This window comes from Bacillus sp. SG20033 (assembly GCF_044570195.1).
GTDB lineage: Bacteria > Bacillota > Bacilli > Bacillales > Bacillaceae > Bacillus > Bacillus subtilis.
Genome location: NZ_CP172606.1, coordinates 3,336,557 through 3,361,660, shown reverse-complemented (window position 1 = coordinate 3,361,660; position 25,104 = coordinate 3,336,557). Strand labels below are relative to the sequence as shown.

Below are 25,104 nucleotides of genomic sequence, written 5' to 3'. Positions count from 1 at the left end.
AAATACATGTAAAAAGGAGGAGATGAATATGAAAAAGCTGATAACCGCAGACGACATCACAGCGATTGTCTCTGTGACCGATCCTCAATACGCCCCAGACGGCACCCGTGCCGCATATGTAAAATCACAAGTGAATCAAGAGAAAGATTCGTATACATCAAATATATGGATCTATGAAACGAAAACGGGCGGGTCTGTTCCTTGGACACATGGAGAAAAGCGAAGCACCGACCCTAGATGGTCTCCGGACGGGCGCACGCTTGCCTTTATTTCTGATCGAGAAGGCGATGCGGCACAGCTGTATATGATGAGCGCTGAAGGCGGAGAAGCGAGAAAACTGACTGATATCCCGTATGGCGTGTCAAAGCCAATATGGTCCCCGGATGGCGAATCGATTCTGGTCACTGTCAGTTTGGGAGAGGGAGAAAGCATTGATGACCGAGAAAAAACAGAGCAGGACAGCTATGAACCTGTTGAAGTGCAAGGCCTCTCCTACAAACGGGACGGCAAAGGGCTGACGAGAGGTGCGTATGCCCAGCTTGTGCTTGTCAGCGTAAAGTCGGGTGAGATGAAGGAGCTAACAAGTCACAAAGCTGATCATGGTGATCCTGCTTTTTCTCCTGACGGCAAATGGCTTGTTTTCTCAGCTAATTTAACTGAAACAGATGATGCCAGCAAGCCGCATGATGTTTACATAATGTCATTGGAGTCTGGAGATCTTAAGCAGGTTACACCTCATCGCGGCTCATTCGGATCAAGCTCATTTTCACCAGACGGAAGGTATCTTGCTTTGCTTGGAAATGAAAAGGAATATAAGAATGCAACGCTCTCAAAGGCGTGGCTCTATGATATCGAACAAGGCCGCCTCACATGTCTGACTGAGATGCTGGACGTTCATTTAGCGGATGCGCTGATTGGAGATTCATTGATCGGTGGTGCTGAACAGCGCCCGATTTGGACAAAGGACAGCCAAGGGTTTTATGTCATCGGCACAGATCAAGGCAGTACGGGCATCTATTATATTTCGATTGAAGGCCTTGTGTATCCGGTTCGTCTGGAAAAAGAGTACATCAATAGCTTTTCTCTTTCACCTGATGAACAGCACTTTATTGCCAGTGTGACAAAGCCGGACAGACCGAGTGAGCTTTACAGTATCCCGCTTGGACAGGAAGAGAAACAGCTGACTGGCGCGAATGACAAGTTTGTCAGTGAGCATACGATATCAATACCTGAAGAGATTCAATATGCTACAGAAGACGGCGTGATGGTGAACGGCTGGCTGATGAAGCCTGCACAAATGGAAGGTGAGACAACGTATCCACTTATTCTCAACATACACGGCGGCCCGCATATGATGTACGGACATACATATTTTCATGAGTTTCAGATGCTGGCGGCGAAAGGATACGCGGTCGTTTATATCAATCCGAGAGGAAGCCACGGCTACGGGCAGGAATTTGTGAATGCGGTCAGAGGAGATTATGGGGGAAAGGATTATGACGATGTGATGCAAGCTGTGGATGAGGCTATCAAACGAGATCCGCATATTGATCCTAAGCGGCTCGGTGTCACGGGCGGAAGCTACGGAGGTTTTATGACCAACTGGATCGTCGGGCAGACGAACCGCTTTAAAGCTGCCGTTACCCAGCGCTCGATATCAAATTGGATCAGCTTTCACGGCGTCAGTGATATCGGCTATTTCTTTACAGACTGGCAGCTTGAGCATGACATGTTTGAGGACACAGAAAAGCTCTGGGACCAGTCTCCTTTAAAATACGCAGCAAACGTGGAGACACCGCTTTTGATACTGCATGGCGAGCGGGATGACCGATGCCCGATCGAGCAGGCGGAGCAGCTGTTTATCGCTCTGAAAAAAATGGGCAAGGAAACCAAGCTTGTCCGTTTTCCGAATGCATCGCACAATTTGTCACGCACCGGACACCCAAGACAGCGGATCAAGCGCCTGAATTATATCAGCTCATGGTTTGACCAATATCTCTAATAAAAAAAGCCAGGCTGATCAAATATCAGCCTGGCTGCTTTATTAAAAGACTTGTTCTACTTCAACGACACCCGGCACTTCTTCTAGAAGAGCGCGCTCAATTCCGGCTTTCAGCGTAATTGTTGAACTTGGGCAGCTGCCGCATGCGCCTAGAAGACGAAGCTTAACGATACCTTCATCTACGTCTACAAGCTCACAGTCACCGCCGTCACGAAGTAAAAACGGACGAAGTTTGTCCAGTACTTCCTGCACCTGTTCTTTCATTTCAACTTCAGTCATGACATTCGCTCCTTTCGTCGTCATAAAACCATTATATTCAGTGTAACAATAAAAATCTATTGTTTGGTTTGCAAAGTTGCTCTCCCTATTATAGCACATTCAGACTTCAACACAAAAACGGTTTTTTCTATAAAAATGTCCTTTGGCTCTGTATACTTAAAAGAAAGGACTTGCATAGGAGAAGGGGGCGCTCACAAGTGATGAAACCAGTCATGCTAAGCGTATATGGGGCAGAAACCGTGTGTGCGAGCTGTGTCAATATGCCGACAGCCAAGGATACATACGAGTGGCTTGAGGCTGCGCTGAAAAGAAAATATCCAAATCAGCCTTTTGAGATGCAGTACATCGATATTTATGAGCCGCCTGACAATGAACATGCGAAAGAGCTTGCGGAAAAAATCAGAAATGACGAGTATTTTTATCCGCTTGTGCTCGTAGAAGACAAAATTGTCGGTGAAGGCAATCCAAAATTAAAAGACGTTTATGAGGAAATGGAGAAGCATGGGTATACAGAAAACCGCTGACTTGATCAGCGGTTCTTCTCAATCATTAACCGTTATGGTGTTTATACATCCACAGCAAGCCGGATTTCAGCATACGCGGAACACGGCCGATCAGCGGACGGTCAGCAACAAGCCCGAAGCCGGCTTTTTTTCCGAGTGAACCGAGAACGCCTTTCAGCTTAAACTGCGGCATTGATTCAGGCAGGGCTTCTCCATTCCAGCGTTTTTGCAAGATTTGGACAATCTGCTCTGCTTGAGCCTCTGCCAGCTGGGCGCTCGGTGCATGAGGAAGGCTGGCGCAATCGCCGACAACGTACAGATGTTCATCACCTGGAAGATTGTGATGAGGCGTTAATACAATACGCCCTTGTGCGTCCTTCTCCACATCTAAGTCTCTGACGACTTTGTTTGGCTGGATGCCGGCTGTCCACACGATGGCGTCTGCAGAAATCGGATCATCGTGGTTATACACAACGCCTTCTTCTACTTTTGTGATATTTGCCCTGTTTATAATGCGGACACCGTGCTCTTCGAACCAATTTTGCACATATTTGCTTAAACGCTCGGGAAAGCTTGATAAAATGAGATTACCGCGGTCGAACAAAATAATGTTCAGGTCATCACGGCTTTCTCTCAATTCACTTGCAAGCTCAACGCCGCTTAAGCCCGCTCCGACAATGGCAACGGTGGCATTAGCGCTCAGATTATTCAGCTTTTGGTAGGTTTCGCGGGACTGATCGATGGTTTGAATACTGTAGGTGAATTCAGGCGCTCCCGGCACGTTGTGATATTTATCCTCACAGCCGAGCCCGATTACGGCGTCATCGTAAGAAATCGGTTCACGATCTTGGAACAGGACTTGTTTTTGTACAATATCAATTGATGTGATATCACCGTATTGGACATCCAGGCGAGGGTGCTCTGGGAATGACACTCTGATATGATGGTCAGAAATTGTGCCTGCGGCAAGGGCATAATATTCTGTTTTCAAGCAGTGATAAGGATTTCTGTCAATTAACGTGATTGAAACATCATCAGGCAGCTGGTTTGGCAATAAGCGATGAAGAACACGCATGTTCCCGTAACCTCCGCCGATCAAGACCAATTTTTTCATTTGAATTCCCCTTTAATCCGAAGAGTATGATAGACACATTGAAGAAAATACGAACTATGTAAAATAACATCTAGAATTATATCGAATTTGATCTAAAATCACAATAATAGTTTCAAAATAACCTACAATTTAGCTTGAAAACACAAATTAGTAAAACGTTATTTGAGAAATAATATGTTACGATAATAAATTTTGAATCATCCGTTGTCTTTGACGAATAGTAAAAAATTCGCGATAATGGACATATGTGAGGTGAAACCGCATGAATCCAATGATTGAATTTTGTGTCAGCAATCTGGCTCACGGCTCTCAGGAAGCCCGGGCGATTTTGGAGAAGGATCCCAACCTTGATGTCCTTGAATATGGCTGCTTAAGCTACTGCGGGACATGCATGGAATCGCTTTTCGCTCTGGTAAACGGAGAAGTCGTCATGGGTGAAACGCCTGCTGAGCTTGTTGAGAATATATATACCTTTATTGAAGAAAATCCAATGTTTTAAAGAAAAGGGCCTGGACAGGCCCTTTTTTATTTTGCCGTACAAAAGAACTAAAAAAATGTGTAGACATCAAAAAATATTATTGTTATCGTATAAAAGATATTTTTTTAAATAAAATTTAAGAGGTGTACGAGTATTCATGAATGTTCTGTGGGGGCTGCTGGGCGCAGTTGCGATCATTGCTATCGCGTTTTTATTTTCAGAAAAGAAAAGCAATATTAAGATAAGAATCGTCATCGTTGGTTTATGCACACAGGTGGCGTTTGGATACATCGTGTTGAAATGGGAAGCGGGACGCGCTGTTTTTTTATGGTTTTCAAGCCGTGTACAGCTTCTGATTGACTATGCGAATGAAGGCATCAGTTTTATTTTTGGACCGCTTCTAAAGGTCGGAGACAGTCCGGCCTTTGCATTAAGTGTACTGCCCGTTATCATTTTCTTCTCAGCACTGATTGCAGTTTTATATCATTTGAAAATCATGCAGCTCGTTTTCCGTGTCATTGGCGGCGGATTGTCGAAGCTCCTTGGAACAAGCAAAACGGAATCTCTGGCGGCTGCTGCCAATATTTTTGTAGGACAATCAGAATCTCCGTTAGTGATCAAACCCCTGATTGCGGGACTGACGCGCTCTGAGTTGTTTACGATTATGACGAGCGGTCTATCGGCAGTTGCGGGATCTACCTTGTTTGGGTACGCGCTTCTCGGTATTCCGATTGAGTACTTGCTGGCGGCCAGCTTTATGGCTGCTCCAGCTGGACTAGTCTTTGGTAAATTGATTATACCCGAAACGGAAAAAACGCAAACCGTAAAAAGCGATTTCAAAATGGATGAAGGCGAAGGAGCAGCCAATGTCATTGACGCAGCGGCAAAGGGAGCGTCAACAGGACTGCAAATTGCGTTAAACGTTGGGGCGATGCTGCTTGCGTTTGTTGCGTTAATCGCTGTAGTAAACGGTATTCTCGGCGGGGCTTTCGGCTTGTTCGGTTTAAAAGGCGTAACATTAGAATCCATTCTCGGCTATGTGTTTTCTCCTATCGCCTTTTTGATTGGCGTGCCTTGGCATGAAGCATTGCAGGCGGGAAGCTATATCGGCCAGAAGTTGGTGCTGAATGAGTTTGTCGCTTATTCTAACTTCGGTCCGCACATCGGCGAGTTTTCTAAGAAAACTGCTACCATTATCAGTTTCGCGTTATGCGGATTCGCCAATTTTTCATCAATTGCGATTATGCTTGGTACGCTTGGCGGTTTAGCGCCCAGCCGCCGTTCAGATATCGCACGTCTCGGCCTGAAGGCTGTTCTTGCAGGAACATTAGCCAATCTGCTCAGCGCAGCCATTGCCGGCATGTTTATATAAACGATAAAAGCTCCTTGCGTCAGTGCAAGGAGCTTTTATGTATGAAAAACGGGGGATAATTGTATTGTGTCCGCTTATAATAGCTTTTATACTAAGAAAAAGAAAAAAAGTTGGAGGCACCTATGAACTCATTTCGATTTATCAAAATGCACGGCCTGGGAAACAGTTATATTTATGTGAATCAATTTGAAGAACAGCTTCCAGAAGAAAAACTGTCAGAGATTGCAATTCAGGTTTCTTCTGTTTATACAGGGATCGGATCCGACGGAATGATCCTGATATGCCCATCAGACCAAGCGCCTGTTAAAATGCGGATTTTTAATAATGACGGGTCTGAAGGGAAAAACTGCGGCAACGGCCTGCGCTGCGTCGCAAAATACGCATATGAGCATAAGCTGGTTGAGGAAACATCTTTTCTGATTGAAACTCTCTCCGGGCTTGTGAAAGCGGAGGTTCAAGTCGAAAACGGAAAAGTGAATGTGGTCACTGTCGATATGGGCGAACCGCGCTTGACCAAATCCGAGCTCCCGATGCTTGACGGCGGGGAAGAGCACACAATCAATGAAACGATGGCATTTGGTGAAGTAGAACTAACAGGCACTGCCGTTTCAATGGGAAATCCGCATATCGTTTTTCCGATCGCAGACATTGAACAGGCACCCTTAACGACACTGGGGCCGGTGATTGAGAAAGATCCGAGATTTCCGGAAGGCATCAATGTGGAATTCGTTGAAACCGTGAATGAACAAGAATTGCATTTCCGCGTCTGGGAACGGGGATCAGGGATTACTCAGGCATGCGGGACAGGAGCATGTGCAGCGGCGGTCGCATCTGTATTAAACGGCGTATCAAAGCGAAATCAAGACATCACGGTGCATTTAGCAGGCGGGGATTTGGTGATAAACTGGAAAGATAACGGCCATGTAATGATGACAGGGCCGGCTGAAACCGTTTGTGAGGGTGTCTATTTCTTGTAAAACACCTTGTTTGAGAATTGGAACGATCATGTTTATAATAAAAGACAGCAACCGGTTTTTAAAAGGAGGTTCACAATGATGAGCAACCCGGTAACAATTACAGAAGCAGCAGCTTTGCATATAAAAGATATGATGAAAGAGCATGAAGAAGAAAACGCGTTTCTGCGTGTAGGCGTCAAAGGCGGCGGCTGCAGCGGACTTTCTTACGGCATGGGCTTTGAGCATGAAAAGAGTGAATCAGACAGTGTGTTTGATCAGCACGGCATCACTGTTCTAGTTGACAAAGAAAGCCTTGACATCATGAACGGCACCGTGATTGATTATAAACAATCCATGCTCGGCGGCGGCTTCACCATCGACAATCCAAACGCCATTGCTTCATGCGGCTGTGGTTCTTCGTTCAGAACAGCAACGAATGCAGGCAAGCCTGAAGAGTGCTAGGCACTAAAAACGGATAGCAACTATTAATGACGCTTTTCTTAGCGATAAATCATCGTTAAGGGAGGCGTTTTTATTATGGGTAAATGATGCAGAGAGTACCGGGAACTTCGGCAAGAGAAACGCTACTATGTTGTTTGGTTTTTTTGTTGTAAATACAGCAAAGTTACGCTATATTTAATGCGGAGTATATTTTATTGCATTTACAACAAAATCACGATAGGGAGTTGATGATGAAGAAGATTTTTGGAATGGTAACAAGGTCAGTATCTGTTCCGTGTTTAAATATATTAAAAAGGGACACAAGACAATTGAATTTTAAATAAAGGGGCTGAATCCGAACAATGAGTGTAAAAATGAAAAAATGCAGCCGGGAAGATTTACAAACACTTCAACAATTGAGTATTGAAACATTCAATGACACTTTTAAAGAACAGAACTCACCTGAAAATATGAAAGCCTATTTAGAAAGCGCATTTAACACTGAGCAGCTGGAAAAAGAGTTATCCAATATGTCTTCGCAATTCTTTTTTGTTTACTTTGATCATGAAATCGCTGGATATGTAAAGGTCAATATCGATGATGCTCAGTCTGAAGAAATGGGTGCTGAATCACTTGAAATCGAGAGAATTTATATAAAGAACAGCTTTCAAAAACATGGGCTTGGCAAACATCTGTTGAATAAAGCGATAGAAATTGCGCTGGAACGTAATAAAACGAACATTTGGCTAGGTGTGTGGGAAAAAAATGAAAATGCCATTGCCTTTTATAAGAAAATGGGGTTTGTTCAGACCGGCGCCCACTCTTTTTATATGGGTGATGAAGAACAAACGGATTTAATCATGGCTAAAACACTCATATAATATTTTTCGAAGGGTGGATGATGATGTATATTCCAAAATATTTTAAAGTCACAAATGCTGAAGAAATTTGGAATTTTGTACAAGAAAACTCCTTTGGTACGGTTGTCACAACAGAACAAGGAAAACCAATTGCCACACATTTGCCGTTAGGATTCAATAAAAAAGATGATCATTACTATATTACGGGGCATTTCGCTTATGGAAATCCTCAGTGGAGAACGTTTGAAGCCTGTGAAGATGTGCTTGTGATGTTTCAGGGACCGCACGCTTATATTTCTTCTTCCTGGTATTCGCGAGAAAATGTTCCGACGTGGAATTATCAGGCTGTCCACATGTATGGAAAAGCAAGTATGTTAGAGAAAGATGAATTAGCAGAAGAATTAACAATCATGCTGGAGAAATACGAAAAACATCGTGACAATCCTGTTTTATGGGATAAGCTTTCTCCAAAACTCTTAGAACGTGAATTGAAAGGTATCGTTGGATTTAAGATTAAGGTGGAAGACATTCAAGCGGCATATAAATTAAGCCAGAACCGAAATGAAACGGATTATATGAACATCATTGAACAGTTGCAAAATGAAGAAAATCCAAATGCAAAACAAATGGCAGAACTGATGGAAGATAAATTCAAAAAGCAAATATAAGCTTACTTTGCTGAAGAAGTAGCAGAAAACGCCAACTCAAGCGGAGAACCGCTGACTTGGCGTTTTTTTATGATTAATATTTATCCCCATTAAAAATGGAATTCTTCACAATCACATAATCCACATTGCGGATGGCGTCAAGTTTTGTTCCGCCTGCATAAGAAATAGAAGATTGAAGATCCTGCTCCATTTCAATCAGTGTATCCTTGATCGAGCCTTTATGCGCCACGTGCATTTTTTTGCCTTCGACATTTTTCTTTTCGCCTTTTTGGAATTCAGAGGCTGAGCCGAAGTACTCCTTGTAAAGCTTTCCGTCTTTTTCGATCGTTTGGCCTGGCGATTCTTCGTGTCCGGCAAATAGCGAACCGATCATGACCATCGTTGCGCCGAATCGGATTGATTTTGCGATGTCGCCATGGGTGCGGATGCCGCCATCCGCGATAATCGGTTTGCTGGCAGCCTTGGCACACCAGCGCAGCGCTGCTAATTGCCAGCCGCCTGTGCCGAAGCCGGTTTTGATTTTCGTAATACATACTTTTCCCGGTCCGATGCCGACTTTAGTGGCATCCGCTCCCGCATTTTCAAGCTCTCTGACCGCTTCCGGCGTTCCGACATTGCCAGCAATAACAAAGCTGTCCGGCAAATGTTTTTTAAGGTGCTGGATCATTTCAATGACAGCATTTGAGTGCCCGTGAGCAATGTCAATTGTCACGTATTCAGGAGTCAGATTTTCTTCTGCCAGCTGGCGGACAAATTCATACTCCTCATCTTTGACGCCCACGCTGATAGAAGAGAATAACCCGCGTGCGTTCATATCTTTAATAAAATCAATTCGTGTCTCAGGCTCAAATCGGTGCATGACATAAAAGTAGCCATTTTCGGCTAATTGAATCGCTAGCTTTTCATCTATAATCGTCTGCATATTGGCAGGGACGACGGGTAATTTAAATGTACGTCCGCCTAAACGTACGGATGTATCACATTCTGAACGGCTATTTACAATGCATTTTGCAGGAATTAGCTGAATATCTTCGTAATCAAATACGTTTTCCATGGTTTTCACTCCTAAAAACGAATATTTAAAAGTATAATATATGAAATGTTCGCCTTCTATAATGTACTCTGTTTTATTTAGGATGTCAAACATTATGATTTGCTGGCAGGTGTGGTGCAAGTGCCGAAGCTTGTCATGCAGGGTGAGTTTAGGTATCATAGTTTTAACGAATGGTCTTAGAGAGCGGATCAAAACGCGAATGATATACGTTCAGCAAAGCTTGGTCGTTCAGCACCAGGCTTTCTTTATGGCATGGACATGGGAAAGGAGCGAATAAGATGGCCCAAAACGAAGAAAAAACACCGAAGTCCCAAAAGATTCAGGACCGCATTATTATGGCAATGATCTGGGTAGTCGCAGCCCTTGTGATTGCGCTGGTTGTAGGAACTGCATTGAATTATATAAATATCTTCAAATAAAAAAGGAGCTGTGTCGCAGACACAAGCTCCTTTTTTTATTATTTATTTTCAAAAAGACTTGTTGAGTGAAGAGGCTGTACGCGGGCTTTCGGGTCCATGTAAGCCTTGGCGTTGTTCACTGCTGTCGGTGCCTCACCGAAGCCGCTGGCAATCAGGTTGACTTTTCCTTCGTATGTACAAATGTCACCTGCTGCAAAGAAGCCTTCGATATTTGTTTCCATTGTTGATTTCACGACAATGGAATTTTTCTCGATGTCCAGGCCCCAGTTTTTGATCGGTCCAAGAGATGAAACGAAACCGTAGTTGACGATTAAGTCATCAATTTCTAAAATCTCTTTGCGGTCGCCTTTCACTTCTTCAAGCACTAGCTGTTCGATTTTGCCTTCGCCGATCAGCTCCGCAGGGACGAATGGTGTCAGGACATTAACCTTCGACGCATGAAGGTTTTCCACACTGTGCTCGTGCGCACGGAACTTGTCGCGGCGGTGAATGATCGATACTTCTTTTGCGATCGGCTCAAGCATAAGCGCCCAGTCAACCGCGGAATCTCCACCGCCAAGGATCGCAACGCGTCTGCCGGCAAATTTTTGCAGATCATCAACGAAGTAATGGAGGTTTTTGCCTTCATACTGCTCGGCATTTTCAAGTTCCAGCTTTCTCGGTTTGAATGCGCCGTTTCCTGCAGTGATGATGACCGTTTTAGAGTAGTGGGTTTCTTCATTTGTTACAAGCTTAAACACGCCGTCCGCTTGTTTCTCAACAGATTCAACCGCTTGCTCCAGACAAATGGTTTGGTCGAATTTCGCCATTTGCTCTTTTAGGTTATTGATAAGCTCTTGCGCACGGATTTTCGGGAATCCCGCTACATCATATATATACTTCTCAGGGTATAGGGCGCTAAGCTGTCCGCCGAGCTGAGGCAGGCTTTCGATAATTTTGACGCTTGCCTGTCTCATCCCGCCGTAAAAAGCGGTGAATAAGCCGACCGGTCCCCCGCCTATAATTGTAATATCATAAACCTTTGTATCCTCTCGCATACGAAAATTGCCTCCTAAATGAAAATTGTTATTAATTATACCATATTGCCGTTCAAATTGACGAGTCAGCAGAAAAAATCGTAAGGATCTAACGTGCCCATCCGTCCTTGAAAATATTTCCGCAGGCCGCTACGATAATAACCAAATGAAATGATCTTTTTCTGAATGTTTCTTGGGCCAGCCGGATAAACATGATAATAGTGCTACGGGTAAGGACTTCACAAAAAACTTTTCAATATATTTCATAAAATCCTGCCAATAAGCTGAAGCTAACACAAATGATGATTTTATTATGGGTCTAACAAAAGCAAAAAAAGAGAAGGTGGATGTGATGGCATTGAATAAGCCCAAAATCGTGATTTTAGGTGCAGGATATGGCGGATTGATGACGGTGACAAGGCTGACGAAGTATGTCGGGCCGAATGATGCTGACATTACGCTTGTAAATAAACACAATTATCATTATGAAACGACATGGATGCATGAAGCGAGCGCGGGTACGCTCCATCATGACCGCTGCCGTTATCAGATAAAAGATGTAATCAACCAGTCACGTGTGAATTTTGTACAGGATACCGTAAAGGCAATCAAAATTGATGAGAAAAAAGTTGTGCTTGCGAATGGAGAACTGCAGTACGATTATTTAGTCATCGGGCTCGGCGCCGTGCCTGAAACGTTCGGCATTAAAGGCTTAAAAGAATATGCGTTTCCGATTGCCAACATCAACACGTCGCGCCTGCTGCGGGAACATATTGAGCTGCAGTTTGCGACTTACAATACGGAAGCGGAAAAACGGCCGGACAGGTTAACGATCGTTGTTGGCGGTGCCGGATTTACGGGAATTGAATTTCTTGGCGAGCTGGCTGCTCGCGTGCCGGAGCTCTGTAAGGAATATGACGTTGACAGAAGCCTTGTCCGCATTATTTGTGTGGAAGCAGCGCCGACCGTTTTGCCGGGCTTTGATCCGGAACTTGTTGATTACGCCGTACATTATCTTGAGGAAAACGGAGTTGAGTTCAAGATCGGCACGGCTGTACAAGAATGTACCCCGGAAGGAGTCAGAGTCGGCAAAAAAGATGAGGAACCAGAGCAGATCAAATCGCAAACCGTTGTTTGGGCGGCAGGTGTCCGCGGCCATCCGATTGTGGAGGAAGCCGGTTTTGAAAATATGCGCGGCCGGGTCAAAGTCAACCCTGATCTCCGCGCCCCGGGACATGACAATGTCTTTATTCTCGGCGACAGCTCGCTGTTTATGAATGAAGATACAGAGCGTCCGTATCCGCCGACTGCGCAAATTGCAATGCAGCAGGGCATAACGGTCGCTAAAAACCTTGGCAGGCTTATTAAAGGCGGAGAGCTTGAGGAATTCAAGCCGGACATTAAGGGAACAGTGGCTTCTCTTGGCGAGCATAACGCGGTTGGGGTTGTTTATGGCAGAAAGCTGAAAGGCACGCCCGCTTCGTTTATGAAAAAAGTCATTGATAACCGCTCGCTGTTTATGATTGGCGGACTCGGACTGACACTGAAAAAAGGCAAGTTCAAGTTTTTCTAAAAACCCGCGGAAGCGGGTTTTCTTTATTAAAAAACGCCAAAATAAAAAGAGAATGAGAGGAAAATAAGTATGTTTCCGCTTACATCAAAAGATTTGTCACATGATCTGACTTTATTGTTGACAGCTTGATATGGTATATTATCAGAAAATTAAGAAAAAGGGTGATGATTAGATGAAAACTGCAACGACAACCGCTTCACATGCATGCCCATTTTGTTCAGGGAAAGGATATTTTCAATTGATTCTCGGCGGTTCAGAGACTTGTCCGTCTTGCCAGGGGACAGGAAAAGACAGTCATTCTTTTTCCAGCCGTTGACTTTATTTCAGCCCCCGCGTTACACTAAAAACAACGCAGGGGGGTGGAATAGGTTGATTAGTCTGCCAGTCGTAATCATCTCAATTGTTTTGTTTTTTGTCTTGTTTTTTGGAATCGGTTTCTTATTAAACATGCTGCTGAGAATGTCTTGGATTATGGCTGTGATTTATCCGATTGTATGCCTTTTCATTATCAGCAAAGAAAAGCTGATCAGCTATGTCCAGTCGCCGGGAGAATCCTTTGCCAGCCTGTTTCATCGTGTCTTATCATTAGCGGCTGCCGATGTGCTGATTTTAGTCAGCGGTTTGGCCGGCGCCATCGTGTCCGGTATAGCGATCAACATGCTCAGAAAAAGAGGATATCAAATGTTTTAAATGCCGCTTTCTTCTAAAGAAAGCTTTTTTTATGCGTTCAGCTCATTCATCATTTTGAATAATGCTCTCTCCACTTGGGAACAATGATTCGGAGGAGAGGTGAATGATGTTGAATATGATCAGACGTTTGCTGATGACCTGTTTATTTCTGCTTGCATTTGGCACGACATTTTTATCAGTGTCAGGAATTGAAGCGAAGGACTTGTCAAAATGGGTGCAGGAACATCAGGAAAAGCACTTGAAGCATGCAGGACTGACATTAAAAGCATTGCAGCAGAAACAAACACAAACCACGTCCGCGGCTGAGGATAAAACAAAACCGTTAGAAGAGGCATTTGATTGGGATGAATATCCGGTCCAAAGAGTAACAGCAACAGGCTACACAGCAGGAGCTGAGTCGACGGGCAAAAATCCCGGTGATCCATTATACGGGCTTACATATTCAGGTGTGAAAGTGAAACGGGATTTATATTCCACGGTTGCTGCTGACCCGTCCGTTTTCCCGATCGGAACAATTTTATTCATTCCGAACTACGGTCTCGGAGTAGTGGCCGACACAGGATCAGCTATTAAGGGAAACCGCCTTGATCTGTACTTTGAGACAGTCAAAGATGTATACAATGAATGGGGCAAAAAAACCCTTGATGTATATGTGATTAAAAAGGGAACGGGAAAGATTACCGAGGATGAGCTTGAGGAGCTCAATGAAACAAAATCCTTGCAAGTGTTCAGAAATCAATATAAAACTGTGAAAGAATAAAACGCTCCAGCGAAAGCAGGAGCGTTTTTTTACATGAAAAAGTAAGCGAGTACCAATGTCAGTAAAATACCTGTTAGGCCTCCGAAAAAGACTTCAATCGGCTGATGTCCGAGAAGTTCTTTCAGCTTTTTTTGCTTTTCTTTCTCTGCAGCCTTAGGGAAGTCCTTCGCTTCATTTACGAAACGGTTAAAATCAATGACAAGCTTATTAATGACTGTTGCCTGCTCACCGGCGTGACGTCTGACGCCAGTTGCGTCAAACATGGTTATGACGGCGAAAATGGCGGAAACCGCAAAGAGTGAGGAGCCTAATCCATGCTCCAAGGCTACGCCTGTTGAAAGCGCAGTGACCGCTGCGGAGTGAGAGCTCGGCATGCCGCCTGTGCTTGTGACCAGCGACCAGTCCAGTTTTCTGGACACGATAAACTGTATGGGCACTTTGATGACCTGAGCAAAAATAATTGCGGCCAGGCTTGATAATAAAGGAAAATTCGTTAAAAGTTCCATCGGCGACATCCTTTCTATTTGAAAAATCCTTCGTGTTTCAAAAGAAAAAAGCAAGTCTTAGACTGTTGTTTGTTAAAATAAGTATAGTGGAAAGAATGTTTTTCCTATTATACCATTGTTCATTACAAATACCCATTACGTTAGGAGTGTAAGCCTCATGTTTTATGCGGTTCAACAATCAGAGCATACAGAAACCCTTGTTGTCGGGCTTTTTCAAAAAAGCCAGCTGACAGGAAAAGCGTTGGAAATTGATGAAATGCTCGAAGGCCATCTGACACAGCTTTTAAAAGAGGGTGATGTCTCTGCGAAACCGAATCAAGTATCAAAAGTATTCCCTCCATCTTCTGCGGGTATGAAACGGATTTATTTCGTTGGTCTGGGGAGAGAAGCAAATTATTCGTTTGAACAGGCGAAGGAATGTTTTGCCCATATTTTTCAAGCCATTCATAAAGATCGAAAACAAGAAACAGCTGTTCTGCTTGATACGTTTATTTCGGAAGACGTGCCTCCAGCCGATGCCGCTCATGCTTTAGCTGAGAGCTGCCTGCTTGCTTCCTATGAGGTGCAGGATTATAAGCACAAATCAAATGAGCCTGACAAACAAATTGAAGCTGTGTATGTTGTAACAGATGAAGATACACAAGAAGTGCAGGCGGGGCTTCGCGTCGGCCAGGCATACGGTCAAGGGACAAATTCGGCTAGAACGCTTGTGAATATGCCGGGAAACATGCTGACAGCGACTGACCTCGCTTCGTATGCAGAAGAGCTTGCGGCGAAATATGATTTTGAGTGTGAGATATTGGAGAAATCAGAGATGGAAGAGCTCGGTATGGGCGGAATACTTGCGGTAAACCAAGGCTCCACCGAACCGCCGAAAATGATTGTGTTGAAATATCAGGGCAAAAAGGAATGGGAAGACGTCGTCGGACTAGTCGGGAAAGGAATTACCTTTGACACAGGCGGCTACTCCATTAAAACGAAATCTGGAATTGTCGGCATGAAATCAGATATGGGAGGAGCAGCTGCGGTTCTCGGGGCTATGGAAATGATCGGAGAGCTTCGTCCCGAGCAAAACGTGCTGTGCGTTATTCCATCAACCGATAATATGATCTCCGGCGGGGCCATGAAGCCGGATGACGTGATCGTATCTTTAAGCGGAAAAACAATAGAAATCCTTAATACGGATGCTGAAGGAAGGCTAGTGCTTGCAGATGGCATTACATACGCGAAACAGCATGGCGCATCAGTTCTTGTCGATGTAGCTACGCTTACCGGCGGCGTCGTTGTGGCATTAGGAACAGAAACGACCGGTGCAATGACAAATGATCAAAGCTTTTACCAGCAGGTAGCTGATGCTGCACAAGAGTGCGGCGAGGCGATCTGGCAGCTGCCGATAACAGAGAAGGATAAAAAACGCGTGAAAAGCAGCCAAATGGCGGATCTCAACAATTCACCGGGACGCGAGGGACATGCGATTATGGCAGGAACGTTTCTTGGTGAATTCGCTGAGTCAACACCTTGGGTTCACCTTGATATTGCAGGCACAGCGACTGCCAATAAAGCAACCTGCTTCGGACCGGCCGGGGCTACTGGCGTTATGGCAAGAACACTGGCTACACTTGCGGAGCGATTTACATTGGAAGAAGATAAAAACGAGTAATGAAAAATCCCTGCTGTACGATGCGGCAGGGATTTTTTCTTCCGAAATCTTTAGTTGACTAAAGTGGATCGGTTATGATACGATACGTTCGTACTTTATTTATCTACTACATTAGCAAACTAAAGGATTTTTGGAGGGGTATCATCATGAATGCAGTCGTCATCGCAGTCCTGCTTATGCTTGTATTAAGCCTGCTGCGTGTCAATATTGTTATCGCATTAATTATAGGCGCCTTGGCCGGCGGGTTAACAGGCGGGCTCGGTCTTGGCGAAACGGTTAAAGCTTTCACAGACGGTCTCGGCGGAAATGCCACCGTTGCAGTCAGCTATGCCATGCTTGGCGCGTTTGCCGCCGCTTTGACGAAAACAGGTCTTCCGGACGCAATGGTGGAAGCCTCCGTTAAATTAATCGGAAATAAAGAAGATTCTCGAAAAAAAGCACTGTCTAAAGTGCTGATTGTGCTGATTATTTTAATTGTATCTTGTTTTTCGCAAAACGTCGTTCCGGTTCACATCGCGTTTATTCCGGTGCTGATTCCGCCGCTTTTGAAAATCTTTAATGAACTTGAAATGGACCGCCGTCTGATCGCGTGTGTAATTACATTTGGCTTAACGGCTCCTTATATTTTGCTTCCGGTCGGTTTCGGCCAAATCTTCCAAGGTATGCTGAAGGACAATATGGCGGATGCCGGGTTAAACGTTCCGCTTGCTGATATTCCGTACGCACTGATTATTCCAGTTGCAGGTATGGTTGTCGGCCTTATTTTATCAGTGATCGTATACCGTAAACCGAAACAATATGAAACAAAAGACATTTCAGGTGCAGAAGCATCGCCATATACGAGAAAAAGCATTGGTATCGCGGTTCTAGCCATTGTTGTGTCACTCGGCGTCCAGCTTTACTTATCTCAGACTTTGGGAGTAGAAGGAATGATTATGGGGGCGCTCGCTGGTCTGATTGTTCTGTTTGTCAGCGGTGTGATGAAGCGTGATGAAGCGGACTCACTGATTACTGATGGAATGGTTTTAATGGCCTTTATCGGCTTTGTCATGCTTGTGGCAGCCGGATTTTCAAACGTATTGACGAAAACCGGAGATGTCGAGTCACTGGTCAAAACGTCAGCTGGTTTTATCGGACACAGTCAGTCCTTAGGCGCATTGCTGATGCTCATTGTCGGTTTATTAATTACAATGGGGATCGGATCTTCTTTTGCGACGATTCCTGTTATCACAACCATTTTCGTGCCTCTATGCATGCAGCTTGGATTCAGCCCGATGGCAACGATTGCGATTATCGGAGCTGCTGCTGCCCTCGGCGATGCCGGTTCACCAGCCAGTGACAGTACGCTTGGGCCGACTTCAGGTTTGAGTGCGGACGGCCAGCATCACCACATTTGGGATACTTGTGTGCCGACATTTATATTTTATAATATTCCGCTTGTCATCTTTGGCTGGATTGCAGCGCTTGTTTTGTAGGAAAAAGGCTCCCCTTTACTGGGGAGCCTTTTCTCGTTATGATAAAAAAACCGTCCAATAGAACGGCTTTACATGGACGATATGTGATTTCTGTTAAAGCCGGTTGCTTTATGAATCGAGCGGTAGATTGCTGGTGCGATAAACGACAGTATCACAGCCAGCGCTGTATCTTTTACCATAAACCAAATCATAAAGCCCCAAGCCGTGCCGTAGCTCACTGGCGTATGAATCCACAGCTTCAGTGCAAGATACATATAGGTAGTGCCGATGAGATACATGATCGCCGTTCCGATAAGTGAAGCAATGAGAAATCGGATTTTACTTGGCTGAATGTTTCGTTCTAAAAACCACCCCGCTGCAAATGCTGCCGGTATGTATGAGATAATAAACCCGCCGCTTTTCCCTGCAAACGGTGCGAAGCCTGCTGAAAATTGAGCAAACACAGGCGCTCCGGCCAATCCCACAAGTGCATATACAATCATGGCAATCGCTGCTCGTTTGCTGCCAAGAAGCAAAGCTGCCAAGAGACAGAAAAACGGCTGCATCGAAAGCGGAATGCCGGCTACTTGTAAAAAGGGTGCTACTGATGTAATGTTGGCCCCGACAGCCATAAGTGCGGCGAACATGCCAATCAGCGCCATATCTCCCGCACGAAGTTTACGTTGTTTCATCGTTGTTCCCCCTTAGGTTGACATACACAATCATAGAGTAATAAAGAACAAAAAGATTGTCAACATGATTTTAAATTAGGTTAACAAAAGGAGGGCTCCATATGTATTTCGGAAAAACAAGACAGTCCGATCAATCTGGAAGAGTGCCGCCAAATCAAAACGTCACCACTTCATTTCCTGTGCTTCATACCGGAAATGTCCCATATTACGAAGATATGACGAAATGGAATCTTCAAGTATACGGTTTGGTTGACCATCCGATGCTGCTAAGCTTTGAAGATGTCAAAGCCTTTCCACGGTATGAATCGAAAAACGACATTCATTGCGTCACGGGCTGGTCAAGGCTTGATAATGTGTGGCAAGGCATGCGGGCTTGTGATATAGCGGAAAAAGCGGGTGTAAAAGAAGAAGCGGGCTACGTCATTTTACATGCTGAAGAGGGCTGGACGACCAATCTGCCGCTTGATGATTTCTTAGCGGAAACTTCCCTTCTGGCTTATGCGCATAATGGCGAACCTTTAACCCCAGAACACGGCTTTCCGCTGCGGGGGGTATTTCCGCATCTGTATTTTTGGAAAAGCGCCAAGTGGCTGCGCGGCATCCAATTTACGAAAGAAAATCACCCTGGCTTTTGGGAGCGGAATGGCTATCACATGAGAGGCGATCCGTGGAAAAATCAAAGATTTACATGGGATTAAGGTTCTATTTCAAATAGGACAATCCGCATCTTTATTGGGTTTTTACTTCCATATTGATAGTCTGCAGGTACCTTATTTGATCAAGGTGCCTTTTTTATTCGGGAAAAAGTTGACTTTCTTTGGAAGAAAACCTATTATTTGAGGTGTCTAGTTGATAGTGAAAATCATTATCATACATTGCGGTTTAGTTTAAGGAGAGGAATGTCGTACTGCATGAAAGAGCAAACAACAGACCGGACAAATGGCGGGACATCAAACGCATTTACGATTCCTGGTACGGAAGTGCGTATGATGTCTTCACGCAATGAAAACCGTACCTATCACATTTTTATCTCGAAACCTAGTACGCCGCCGCCACCCGCTGGTTATCCTGTGATTTATCTGCTGGATGCCAATTCTGTCTTCGGAACGATGACGGAAGCCGTTCGAATACAGGGACGCCGACCCGAAAAAACCGGGGTGATCCCTGCAGTGATCGTCGGCATTGGCTATGAGACAGCGGAGCCGTTCTCTTCAGCACGCCACCGGGATTTTACAATGCCAACAGCCCAATCGAAGCTGCCGGAAAGGCCCGACGGCAGAGAATGGCCGGAGCATGGCGGAGCGGAGGGCTTTTTCAGATTTATTGAAGAGGATTTAAAACCGGAGATAGAACGAGATTACCAGATTGATAAAAAAAGACAAACAATCTTTGGCCATTCGCTCGGAGGGCTTTTCGTGCTGCAGGTGCTGCTAACAAAGCCCGATGCGTTTCAAACGTATATCGCGGGAAGTCCGTCCATTCATTGGAATAAACCGTTTATTCTCGAGAAAACGGACCATTTCGTCTCTCTCACCAAGAAAAACAATCAGCCTATCAATATCCTTCTTGCCGCAGGAGAATTAGAGCAGCATCATAAAAGCCGGATGAATGATAATGCGAGGGAGCTTTATGAGCGGCTGGCCGTTTTATCTGAACAAGGCATACGAGCAGAATTTTGCGAGTTTTCAGGAGAAGGACATATTTCAGTTCTTCCTGTTTTGGTCAGCCGGGCGCTGCGTTTTGCGCTTCACCCTGACGGACCGCATCTTTCAATGGGCTGAGACATACTCAGCCTTGCCTTTTAAAAAATATTTGTCACTGAAATTATATTTGACTGTCACATGACATTTGGATATGATTATTTTTATAATTGATAATGATAATCATTATCAATAGATTGCGTTTTTCAAGGCGCAGCAGTCTTTTTCGCTGGATGTCTGTTCGGCATTTAGAGCGAAGAAAGGAATTGATGATATGAATGCAAAGGGTATAGAGGGAAAAATTGCTTTTATAACAGGGGCTGCCCAAGGAATAGGCGAAGCTGTTGCGCGGACGCTTGCCAGTCAAGGCGCACATATTGCGGCAGTTGATTATAATCCTGAAAAGCTGGAAAAGGTTGTGAGCAGCCTCAAAGCAGAAGGCCGCCATGCAGAAGCTTTTCCTGCGGATGTGAGAGACAGCGCGGCGATTGATGAGATCACGGCGCGCATCGAACGTGAAATGGGGCCGATTGATATTTTAGTGAATGTAGCGGGTGTCCTTCGCCCGGGACTTATCCATTCGCTTAGCGATGAGGAATGGGAGGCGACGTTCTCAGTGAATTCGACTGGCGTATTTAACGCCTCGCGTTCAGTCAGCAAATATATGATGGACCGAAGATCGGGTTCGATTGTAACAGTCGGATCGAATGCTGCCGGTGTACCAAGAACATCTATGGCGGCATATGCGTCTTCAAAGGCTGCGGCTGTGATGTTTACGAAATGCCTTGGCCTTGAGCTTGCAGAATACAATATTCGCTGCAACATTGTATCTCCCGGATCAACGGAAACAGACATGCAGTGGTCATTATGGGCCGACGAGAATGGAGCGGAGCAAGTCATAAAAGGATCACTTGAGACATTTAAAACAGGGATCCCGCTCAAAAAACTAGCCAAGCCTTCGGATATTGCGGATGCGGTGCTCTTTTTGGTTTCTGGCCAGGCAGGGCATATTACGATGCATAATTTATGCGTAGATGGCGGCGCGACCTTAGGCGTGTAACTGAATTTAAAGGAGGTTCATGAGAATGTTGGATCAAAACGTTATAACAGAAACAAAAGCGGAGCATTTGCTTCATGAATATCAGCCGGGCGCCTTTTTCTTAGCGTCTCCTCATCGTGTACTGTTAGCGAAAGGCATATGTGAAATCGTACCGGAGGCAGACGGGCAAAACCAAATGGAAACCCTTTCTGGCCGAATTGCAGAGACGCTGCGTCAGGCAAAACAATCAGGGCAAAGCCGGCCGCTTGTTGTCGGGGCCGTTCCTTTTGATCAAGTAAAAGCAGCGCGGCTCGTTGTACCTGAAGAAGTGCGCTGGTCAGGGCCGCTTCAATTTGATCATGAGAAAAAGGAACAGCAGGCTGGGCATACATACCACATAAAGCCTGTTCCTGAACCTGAGGATTATAAAAATGGTGTTGAACAAGGGCTGACACGCATTGCCGATGGAACACTCAGCAAAATCGTCCTGTCCAGATCGCTGCATTTGACATCGCCTGAACCGATTCAGACGGATGAGCTGCTTCGCCATCTGGCTCAGCATAACACGCATGGCTACACGTTTGCCGCGGATGTGTCCAGCCAGGAGGAAACGTCTCCCCGCCGAACATTGCTCGGAGCAAGTCCGGAGCTTCTCGTTTCAAGGATGGGAACACAGGTTGTTTCCAACCCATTAGCCGGCTCAAGGCCGCGCAGTAATGATCCTGTTGAAGACCAGCGCCGGGCAGCTGAATTGCTTTCTTCCGCAAAGGATCTTCATGAGCACGCGGTTGTCGCTGACGCAGTTGCGGCAGCGCTGAGACCTTTCTGCCGGACGCTGGAGGTTCCGGAGAAGCCTTCACTGATCAAAACGGAAACGATGTGGCACCTGTCCAGCGTGATTAAGGGAGAACTTTCCGATCCGTCTGTAACCGCACTTGAATTGGCGGCGGCGCTCCACCCGACGCCAGCAGTCTGCGGAACACCGACTGATCTTGCAAGAGAAGCGATTCTCAGCATTGAACCATTTGACCGCGGTTTCTTTACCGGCATGGTCGGATGGTGTGACGATGCCGGTGACGGAGAATGGATCGTGACCATCCGTTGTGCAGAGGCAGAAGAACGCTCACTCCGCCTGTATGCTGGAGCTGGTGTTGTGGCCGGTTCAAAGCCTGAGGACGAGCTTCAGGAGACGTCTGCAAAGTTTCGGACAATGCTGCGGGCAATGGGCGTGGATCACATATGAACAGAATGAATTGCTGGAGGGATACAACATGCTGAAAGGATTTACGCCTTGGCCTGATGAGTTAGCTGAGACCTATCGAAAGAACGGCTGCTGGGCCGGTGAGACGTTTGGAGATTTGTTAAGGGACCGGGCAGCCAAATATGGTGATCGCATTGCCATTACATGCGGAAACACCCATTGGAGCTATCGAGAGCTTGACATAAGGGCTGATCGTCTGGCTGCCGGATTTCAAAAGCTCGGCATTCAACAGATGGATCGTGTTGTGGTGCAGTTGCCAAATATCAAAGAGTTTTTTGAAGTCATTTTCGCACTTTTCCGTCTGGGGGCGCTTCCAGTCTTCGCACTGCCTTCTCATCGAAGCAGTGAAATTACATATTTTTGCGAGTTTGCTGAAGCGGCTGCATATATCATTCCCGACGCATATTCCGGTTTTGACTACCGTACGCTTGCCAGACAGGTTCAAAGCAAGCTGCCGACTTTGAAAAACATCATTGTCGCAGGTGAGGCAGAGGAATTTTTGCCGCTGGAGGATTTGCATGCAGAACCTGTAAAACTGCCTGAAGTCAAATCTTCGGATGTGGCGTTCCTCCAGCTTTCTGGCGGGAGCACTGGGCTATCGAAACTGATTCCGAGGACCCACGATGACTACATATACAGCCTGAAGCGGAGTGTGGAGGTCTGCTGGCTCGACCACAGCACGGTGTACTTGGCCGCGCTGCCGATGGCACACAATTATCCGCTGAGCTCACCTGGCGTTCTCGGCGTATTATACGCTGGAGGAAGAGTGGTATTATCTCCTTCTCCAAGTCCAGATGACGCATTTCCTTTAATTGAACGGGAAAAGGTCACGATAACCGCTCTTGTTCCGCCTCTTGCGATAGTATGGATGGATGCGGCATCCTCACGCCGTGATGATTTATCCAGCCTTCAAGTGCTGCAGGTCGGCGGTGCCAAGTTTAGTGCTGAAGCCGCGCGCAGGGTAAAAGCTGTTTTCGGCTGCACGCTGCAGCAGGTGTTCGGAATGGCAGAGGGTCTCGTCAATTATACGAGATTGGATGATCCTGAGGAGATCATTGTCAACACCCAAGGAAAACCGATGTCCCCATATGATGAAGTGCGTGTTTGGGATGATCATGATCGCGACGTAAAACCTGGTGAAACAGGCCACCTGCTGACGCGGGGACCGTATACAATTCGCGGTTACTATAAGGCGGAAGAGCATAATGCTGCTTCATTTACTGAGGACGGTTTTTACCGCACGGGTGATATCGTCAGGCTGACACGAGACGGCTATATTGTCGTTGAAGGCCGTGCGAAGGATCAAATTAACCGTGGGGGAGAAAAGGTTGCGGCTGAAGAGGTAGAAAATCATCTGCTGGCGCATCCGGCTGTCCATGATGCGGCAATGGTCTCCATGCCTGATCAATTTCTTGGCGAGAGATCTTGTGTGTTCATTATTCCCAGAGATGAAGCCCCAAAAGCCGCAGAGCTCAAAGCATTTTTGAGAGAGCGCGGACTGGCGGCATATAAAATCCCTGACCGAGTTGAATTTGTCGAATCCTTTCCGCAGACAGGGGTAGGAAAGGTAAGCAAAAAGGCTCTTCGTGAAGCCATTTCCGAGAAACTTCTTGCAGGGTCAAAAAAATAAATCAACAATTTGAGAGGAAGTGTTCATATGGCTATACCTGCCATTCAGCCGTATCAAATGCCGACAGCATCTGATATGCCGCAAAACAAAGTCTCATGGGTGCCTGATCCAAATCGGGCTGTCTTGTTAATACACGATATGCAAAACTATTTTGTCGATGCTTTCACAGCGGGAGCGTCTCCGGTAATAGAGCTTTCAGCGAATATACGAAAGCTGAAGAATCAATGTGTTCAGCTTGGGATTCCTGTTGTCTATACCGCACAGCCGGGAAGCCAAAATCCGGATGACCGTGCGCTGCTGACAGACTTTTGGGGCCCGGGATTAAACAGCGGTCCTTATGAGGAGAAAATTATAACCGAGCTGGCACCAGAGGATGATAATCTTGTGCTGACAAAATGGAGATACAGCGCGTTTAAGAGAACGAATCTGCTTGAAATGATGCGCAAAGAGGGACGCGATCAGCTGATCATTACAGGAATTTACGCCCATATCGGCTGTCTTGTTACAGCATGTGAAGCATTTATGGAGGATATTAAAGCCTTTTTTGTGGGAGATGCAGTTGCTGATTTTTCATTAGAAAAACATCAAATGGCGCTGGACTATGCGGCTGGACGCTGTGCGTTTACCGTGATGACTGACAGTCTTCTTGATCAGCTGCAGAATGCGCCGGCAGACGGTCAAAAAACGTCAGCAAACACTGGCAAAAAGAACGTGTTTACATGTGAGAATATCCGTAAACAAATTGCTGAGCTTCTACAAGAAACACCGGAAGACATCACAGATCAAGAGGATTTGCTCGATCGTGGTCTTGATTCGGTAAGGATCATGACATTGGTGGAACAATGGCGCCGTGAAGGGGCAGAGGTGACTTTCGTAGAATTGGCTGAACGCCCAACGATCGAAGAATGGCAGAAATTGCTCACAACCCGCAGCCAGCAAGTGCTGCCAAACGCGGATTATTTATAAAAGGAGGGTAA

At 45.7% G+C, this 25,104-nt stretch carries 27 protein-coding genes; 21 read left to right on the top strand and 6 right to left on the bottom strand.

Going from position 1 to position 25,104, the window contains the following annotated elements; genetic code table 11:
* Nucleotides 1-28 precede the first annotated feature (28 nt).
* Nucleotides 29-2,002, top strand: coding sequence for a S9 family peptidase (locus ACFVP7_RS17760; RefSeq protein WP_396582593.1), 1,974 nt, complete (start codon nt 29-31; stop codon nt 2,000-2,002).
* A gap of 42 nt (nt 2,003-2,044) precedes the next feature.
* Here the strand turns inward: ACFVP7_RS17760 and ACFVP7_RS17755 are convergent, their stop codons facing one another.
* Complete coding sequence (locus ACFVP7_RS17755; RefSeq protein ID WP_010886606.1) at nt 2,045-2,380, bottom strand: NifU family protein; 336 nt, start codon at nt 2,378-2,380, stop codon at nt 2,045-2,047.
* Between the two features lie 98 nt (nt 2,381-2,478).
* Here ACFVP7_RS17755 and ACFVP7_RS17750 point away from each other — a divergent pair, with 98 nt between their 5' ends.
* Entirely contained in the window at nt 2,479-2,805 is a 327-nt protein-coding gene (locus ACFVP7_RS17750; RefSeq protein ID WP_014477874.1) for a YuzD family protein, read from the top strand.
* A 25-nt stretch (nt 2,806-2,830) separates the two neighbouring features.
* On the opposite strand, the gene ACFVP7_RS17745 is transcribed toward ACFVP7_RS17750, so the two are convergent.
* A complete protein-coding gene (locus ACFVP7_RS17745; protein ID WP_024571863.1) occupies nt 2,831-3,898 on the bottom strand; it encodes an NAD(P)/FAD-dependent oxidoreductase in 1,068 nt (355 codons plus the stop codon).
* 262 nt (nt 3,899-4,160) lie between these two features.
* Here ACFVP7_RS17745 and ACFVP7_RS17740 point away from each other — a divergent pair, with 262 nt between their 5' ends.
* From ACFVP7_RS17740 to paiB, 6 genes are all read left to right on the top strand, one after another.
* Nucleotides 4,161-4,397, top strand: coding sequence for a YuzB family protein (locus ACFVP7_RS17740; RefSeq protein ID WP_003222913.1), 237 nt, complete (start codon nt 4,161-4,163; stop codon nt 4,395-4,397).
* 136 nt (nt 4,398-4,533) lie between these two features.
* Nucleotides 4,534-5,748: a NupC/NupG family nucleoside CNT transporter gene (locus ACFVP7_RS17735; protein ID WP_086344274.1), complete on the top strand. Its 1,215-nt coding sequence runs from the start codon at nt 4,534-4,536 to the stop codon at nt 5,746-5,748.
* A gap of 122 nt (nt 5,749-5,870) precedes the next feature.
* Complete coding sequence (gene dapF / locus ACFVP7_RS17730; protein ID WP_069322869.1) at nt 5,871-6,725, top strand: diaminopimelate epimerase; 855 nt, start codon at nt 5,871-5,873, stop codon at nt 6,723-6,725.
* Between the two features lie 78 nt (nt 6,726-6,803).
* Complete coding sequence (locus ACFVP7_RS17725) at nt 6,804-7,166, top strand: iron-sulfur cluster assembly accessory protein (protein ID WP_003244166.1); 363 nt, start codon at nt 6,804-6,806, stop codon at nt 7,164-7,166.
* 341 nt (nt 7,167-7,507) lie between these two features.
* Nucleotides 7,508-8,026, top strand: coding sequence for a spermidine/spermine N(1)-acetyltransferase (paiA, locus tag ACFVP7_RS17720; protein ID WP_038427892.1), 519 nt, complete (start codon nt 7,508-7,510; stop codon nt 8,024-8,026).
* Nucleotides 8,027-8,049: 23 nt separating this feature from the next.
* Nucleotides 8,050-8,673: a protease synthase/sporulation negative transcriptional regulator PaiB gene (gene paiB, locus ACFVP7_RS17715; RefSeq protein ID WP_032726806.1), complete on the top strand. Its 624-nt coding sequence runs from the start codon at nt 8,050-8,052 to the stop codon at nt 8,671-8,673.
* A 73-nt stretch (nt 8,674-8,746) separates the two neighbouring features.
* Here paiB and guaC read toward each other — a convergent pair whose 3' ends face one another.
* On the bottom strand, nt 8,747-9,727 hold the full coding sequence (guaC, locus tag ACFVP7_RS17710; protein WP_029725886.1) for a GMP reductase: 981 nt from the start codon (nt 9,725-9,727) through the stop codon (nt 8,747-8,749).
* 278 nt (nt 9,728-10,005) lie between these two features.
* Between guaC and ACFVP7_RS17705 the strand changes: the two genes are divergently transcribed.
* The gene (locus ACFVP7_RS17705) at nt 10,006-10,146 is read left to right on the top strand and encodes a hypothetical protein (protein WP_003228723.1); all 141 of its coding nucleotides are present in this window, start codon (nt 10,006-10,008) and stop codon (nt 10,144-10,146) included.
* A gap of 38 nt (nt 10,147-10,184) precedes the next feature.
* Here the strand turns inward: ACFVP7_RS17705 and yumC are convergent, their stop codons facing one another.
* On the bottom strand, nt 10,185-11,183 hold the full coding sequence (gene yumC / locus ACFVP7_RS17700; RefSeq protein ID WP_003228725.1) for a ferredoxin--NADP reductase 2: 999 nt from the start codon (nt 11,181-11,183) through the stop codon (nt 10,185-10,187).
* Between the two features lie 331 nt (nt 11,184-11,514).
* Between yumC and ACFVP7_RS17695 the strand changes: the two genes are divergently transcribed.
* From ACFVP7_RS17695 to spsC, 4 genes are all read left to right on the top strand, one after another.
* Complete coding sequence (locus ACFVP7_RS17695; protein WP_010886605.1) at nt 11,515-12,735, top strand: NAD(P)/FAD-dependent oxidoreductase; 1,221 nt, start codon at nt 11,515-11,517, stop codon at nt 12,733-12,735.
* A gap of 172 nt (nt 12,736-12,907) precedes the next feature.
* Nucleotides 12,908-13,051, top strand: coding sequence for a YuiA family protein (locus ACFVP7_RS17690; protein ID WP_003243733.1), 144 nt, complete (start codon nt 12,908-12,910; stop codon nt 13,049-13,051).
* A 53-nt stretch (nt 13,052-13,104) separates the two neighbouring features.
* Nucleotides 13,105-13,425, top strand: coding sequence for a YuiB family protein (locus ACFVP7_RS17685; RefSeq protein WP_003243877.1), 321 nt, complete (start codon nt 13,105-13,107; stop codon nt 13,423-13,425).
* Between the two features lie 103 nt (nt 13,426-13,528).
* Nucleotides 13,529-14,185 (top strand): stationary phase survival protein SpsC, encoded by a 657-nt coding sequence (spsC, locus tag ACFVP7_RS17680; RefSeq protein ID WP_080262567.1) that lies wholly within the window; start codon nt 13,529-13,531, stop codon nt 14,183-14,185.
* 29 nt (nt 14,186-14,214) lie between these two features.
* On the opposite strand, the gene ACFVP7_RS17675 is transcribed toward spsC, so the two are convergent.
* Nucleotides 14,215-14,691, bottom strand: coding sequence for a divergent PAP2 family protein (locus tag ACFVP7_RS17675; protein WP_326208213.1), 477 nt, complete (start codon nt 14,689-14,691; stop codon nt 14,215-14,217).
* A 157-nt stretch (nt 14,692-14,848) separates the two neighbouring features.
* Between ACFVP7_RS17675 and ACFVP7_RS17670 the strand changes: the two genes are divergently transcribed.
* Both ACFVP7_RS17670 and ACFVP7_RS17665 read left to right on the top strand, forming a co-directional pair.
* Complete coding sequence (locus ACFVP7_RS17670) at nt 14,849-16,351, top strand: leucyl aminopeptidase (protein WP_396582588.1); 1,503 nt, start codon at nt 14,849-14,851, stop codon at nt 16,349-16,351.
* Between the two features lie 146 nt (nt 16,352-16,497).
* Nucleotides 16,498-17,826 (top strand): Na+/H+ antiporter family protein, encoded by a 1,329-nt coding sequence (locus ACFVP7_RS17665; protein ID WP_003228736.1) that lies wholly within the window; start codon nt 16,498-16,500, stop codon nt 17,824-17,826.
* A gap of 68 nt (nt 17,827-17,894) precedes the next feature.
* Here the strand turns inward: ACFVP7_RS17665 and ACFVP7_RS17660 are convergent, their stop codons facing one another.
* Complete coding sequence (locus tag ACFVP7_RS17660; protein ID WP_029318475.1) at nt 17,895-18,497, bottom strand: biotin transporter BioY; 603 nt, start codon at nt 18,495-18,497, stop codon at nt 17,895-17,897.
* A gap of 101 nt (nt 18,498-18,598) precedes the next feature.
* Here ACFVP7_RS17660 and ACFVP7_RS17655 point away from each other — a divergent pair, with 101 nt between their 5' ends.
* The 6 genes from ACFVP7_RS17655 (at nt 18,599) to ACFVP7_RS17630 (ending at nt 25,093) form a co-directional block, all read left to right on the top strand.
* The gene (locus tag ACFVP7_RS17655) at nt 18,599-19,195 is read left to right on the top strand and encodes a sulfite oxidase-like oxidoreductase (protein WP_338730765.1); all 597 of its coding nucleotides are present in this window, start codon (nt 18,599-18,601) and stop codon (nt 19,193-19,195) included.
* 213 nt (nt 19,196-19,408) lie between these two features.
* On the top strand, nt 19,409-20,278 hold the full coding sequence (besA, locus tag ACFVP7_RS17650) for a ferri-bacillibactin esterase BesA (protein WP_015714637.1): 870 nt from the start codon (nt 19,409-19,411) through the stop codon (nt 20,276-20,278).
* A gap of 193 nt (nt 20,279-20,471) precedes the next feature.
* Nucleotides 20,472-21,257: a 2,3-dihydro-2,3-dihydroxybenzoate dehydrogenase gene (locus ACFVP7_RS17645; RefSeq protein ID WP_003244476.1), complete on the top strand. Its 786-nt coding sequence runs from the start codon at nt 20,472-20,474 to the stop codon at nt 21,255-21,257.
* Nucleotides 21,258-21,282: 25 nt separating this feature from the next.
* A complete protein-coding gene (gene dhbC / locus ACFVP7_RS17640) occupies nt 21,283-22,479 on the top strand; it encodes an isochorismate synthase DhbC (RefSeq protein ID WP_396582585.1) in 1,197 nt (398 codons plus the stop codon).
* Nucleotides 22,480-22,507: 28 nt separating this feature from the next.
* Nucleotides 22,508-24,127 (top strand): (2,3-dihydroxybenzoyl)adenylate synthase, encoded by a 1,620-nt coding sequence (locus ACFVP7_RS17635; protein ID WP_396582583.1) that lies wholly within the window; start codon nt 22,508-22,510, stop codon nt 24,125-24,127.
* Nucleotides 24,128-24,154: 27 nt separating this feature from the next.
* The gene (locus tag ACFVP7_RS17630; RefSeq protein ID WP_338730764.1) at nt 24,155-25,093 is read left to right on the top strand and encodes an isochorismatase; all 939 of its coding nucleotides are present in this window, start codon (nt 24,155-24,157) and stop codon (nt 25,091-25,093) included.
* The last annotated feature ends 11 nt before the right edge of the window (nt 25,094-25,104 follow it).

Coding starts and splice junctions, on each gene's coding strand:
- ACFVP7_RS17760 (WP_396582593.1), top strand. CDS start 29: ATGAAAAAGCTGATAACCGCAGACGACATCACAGCGATTGTCTCTGTG.
- ACFVP7_RS17755 (WP_010886606.1), bottom strand. CDS start 2,380: ATGTGCTATAATAGGGAGAGCAACTTTGCAAACCAAACAATAGATTTT.
- ACFVP7_RS17745 (WP_024571863.1), bottom strand. CDS start 3,898: ATGAAAAAATTGGTCTTGATCGGCGGAGGTTACGGGAACATGCGTGTT.
- ACFVP7_RS17740 (WP_003222913.1), top strand. CDS start 4,161: ATGAATCCAATGATTGAATTTTGTGTCAGCAATCTGGCTCACGGCTCT.
- ACFVP7_RS17735 (WP_086344274.1), top strand. CDS start 4,534: ATGAATGTTCTGTGGGGGCTGCTGGGCGCAGTTGCGATCATTGCTATC.
- dapF (WP_069322869.1), top strand. CDS start 5,871: ATGAACTCATTTCGATTTATCAAAATGCACGGCCTGGGAAACAGTTAT.
- ACFVP7_RS17725 (WP_003244166.1), top strand. CDS start 6,804: ATGAGCAACCCGGTAACAATTACAGAAGCAGCAGCTTTGCATATAAAA.
- paiA (WP_038427892.1), top strand. CDS start 7,508: ATGAGTGTAAAAATGAAAAAATGCAGCCGGGAAGATTTACAAACACTT.
- paiB (WP_032726806.1), top strand. CDS start 8,050: ATGTATATTCCAAAATATTTTAAAGTCACAAATGCTGAAGAAATTTGG.
- guaC (WP_029725886.1), bottom strand. CDS start 9,727: ATGGAAAACGTATTTGATTACGAAGATATTCAGCTAATTCCTGCAAAA.
- ACFVP7_RS17705 (WP_003228723.1), top strand. CDS start 10,006: ATGGCCCAAAACGAAGAAAAAACACCGAAGTCCCAAAAGATTCAGGAC.
- yumC (WP_003228725.1), bottom strand. CDS start 11,183: ATGCGAGAGGATACAAAGGTTTATGATATTACAATTATAGGCGGGGGA.
- ACFVP7_RS17695 (WP_010886605.1), top strand. CDS start 11,515: ATGGCATTGAATAAGCCCAAAATCGTGATTTTAGGTGCAGGATATGGC.
- ACFVP7_RS17690 (WP_003243733.1), top strand. CDS start 12,908: ATGAAAACTGCAACGACAACCGCTTCACATGCATGCCCATTTTGTTCA.
- spsC (WP_080262567.1), top strand. CDS start 13,529: ATGATGTTGAATATGATCAGACGTTTGCTGATGACCTGTTTATTTCTG.
- ACFVP7_RS17675 (WP_326208213.1), bottom strand. CDS start 14,691: ATGGAACTTTTAACGAATTTTCCTTTATTATCAAGCCTGGCCGCAATT.
- ACFVP7_RS17670 (WP_396582588.1), top strand. CDS start 14,849: ATGTTTTATGCGGTTCAACAATCAGAGCATACAGAAACCCTTGTTGTC.
- ACFVP7_RS17665 (WP_003228736.1), top strand. CDS start 16,498: ATGAATGCAGTCGTCATCGCAGTCCTGCTTATGCTTGTATTAAGCCTG.
- ACFVP7_RS17660 (WP_029318475.1), bottom strand. CDS start 18,497: ATGAAACAACGTAAACTTCGTGCGGGAGATATGGCGCTGATTGGCATG.
- ACFVP7_RS17655 (WP_338730765.1), top strand. CDS start 18,599: ATGTATTTCGGAAAAACAAGACAGTCCGATCAATCTGGAAGAGTGCCG.
- besA (WP_015714637.1), top strand. CDS start 19,409: ATGAAAGAGCAAACAACAGACCGGACAAATGGCGGGACATCAAACGCA.
- ACFVP7_RS17645 (WP_003244476.1), top strand. CDS start 20,472: ATGAATGCAAAGGGTATAGAGGGAAAAATTGCTTTTATAACAGGGGCT.
- dhbC (WP_396582585.1), top strand. CDS start 21,283: ATGTTGGATCAAAACGTTATAACAGAAACAAAAGCGGAGCATTTGCTT.
- ACFVP7_RS17635 (WP_396582583.1), top strand. CDS start 22,508: ATGCTGAAAGGATTTACGCCTTGGCCTGATGAGTTAGCTGAGACCTAT.
- ACFVP7_RS17630 (WP_338730764.1), top strand. CDS start 24,155: ATGGCTATACCTGCCATTCAGCCGTATCAAATGCCGACAGCATCTGAT.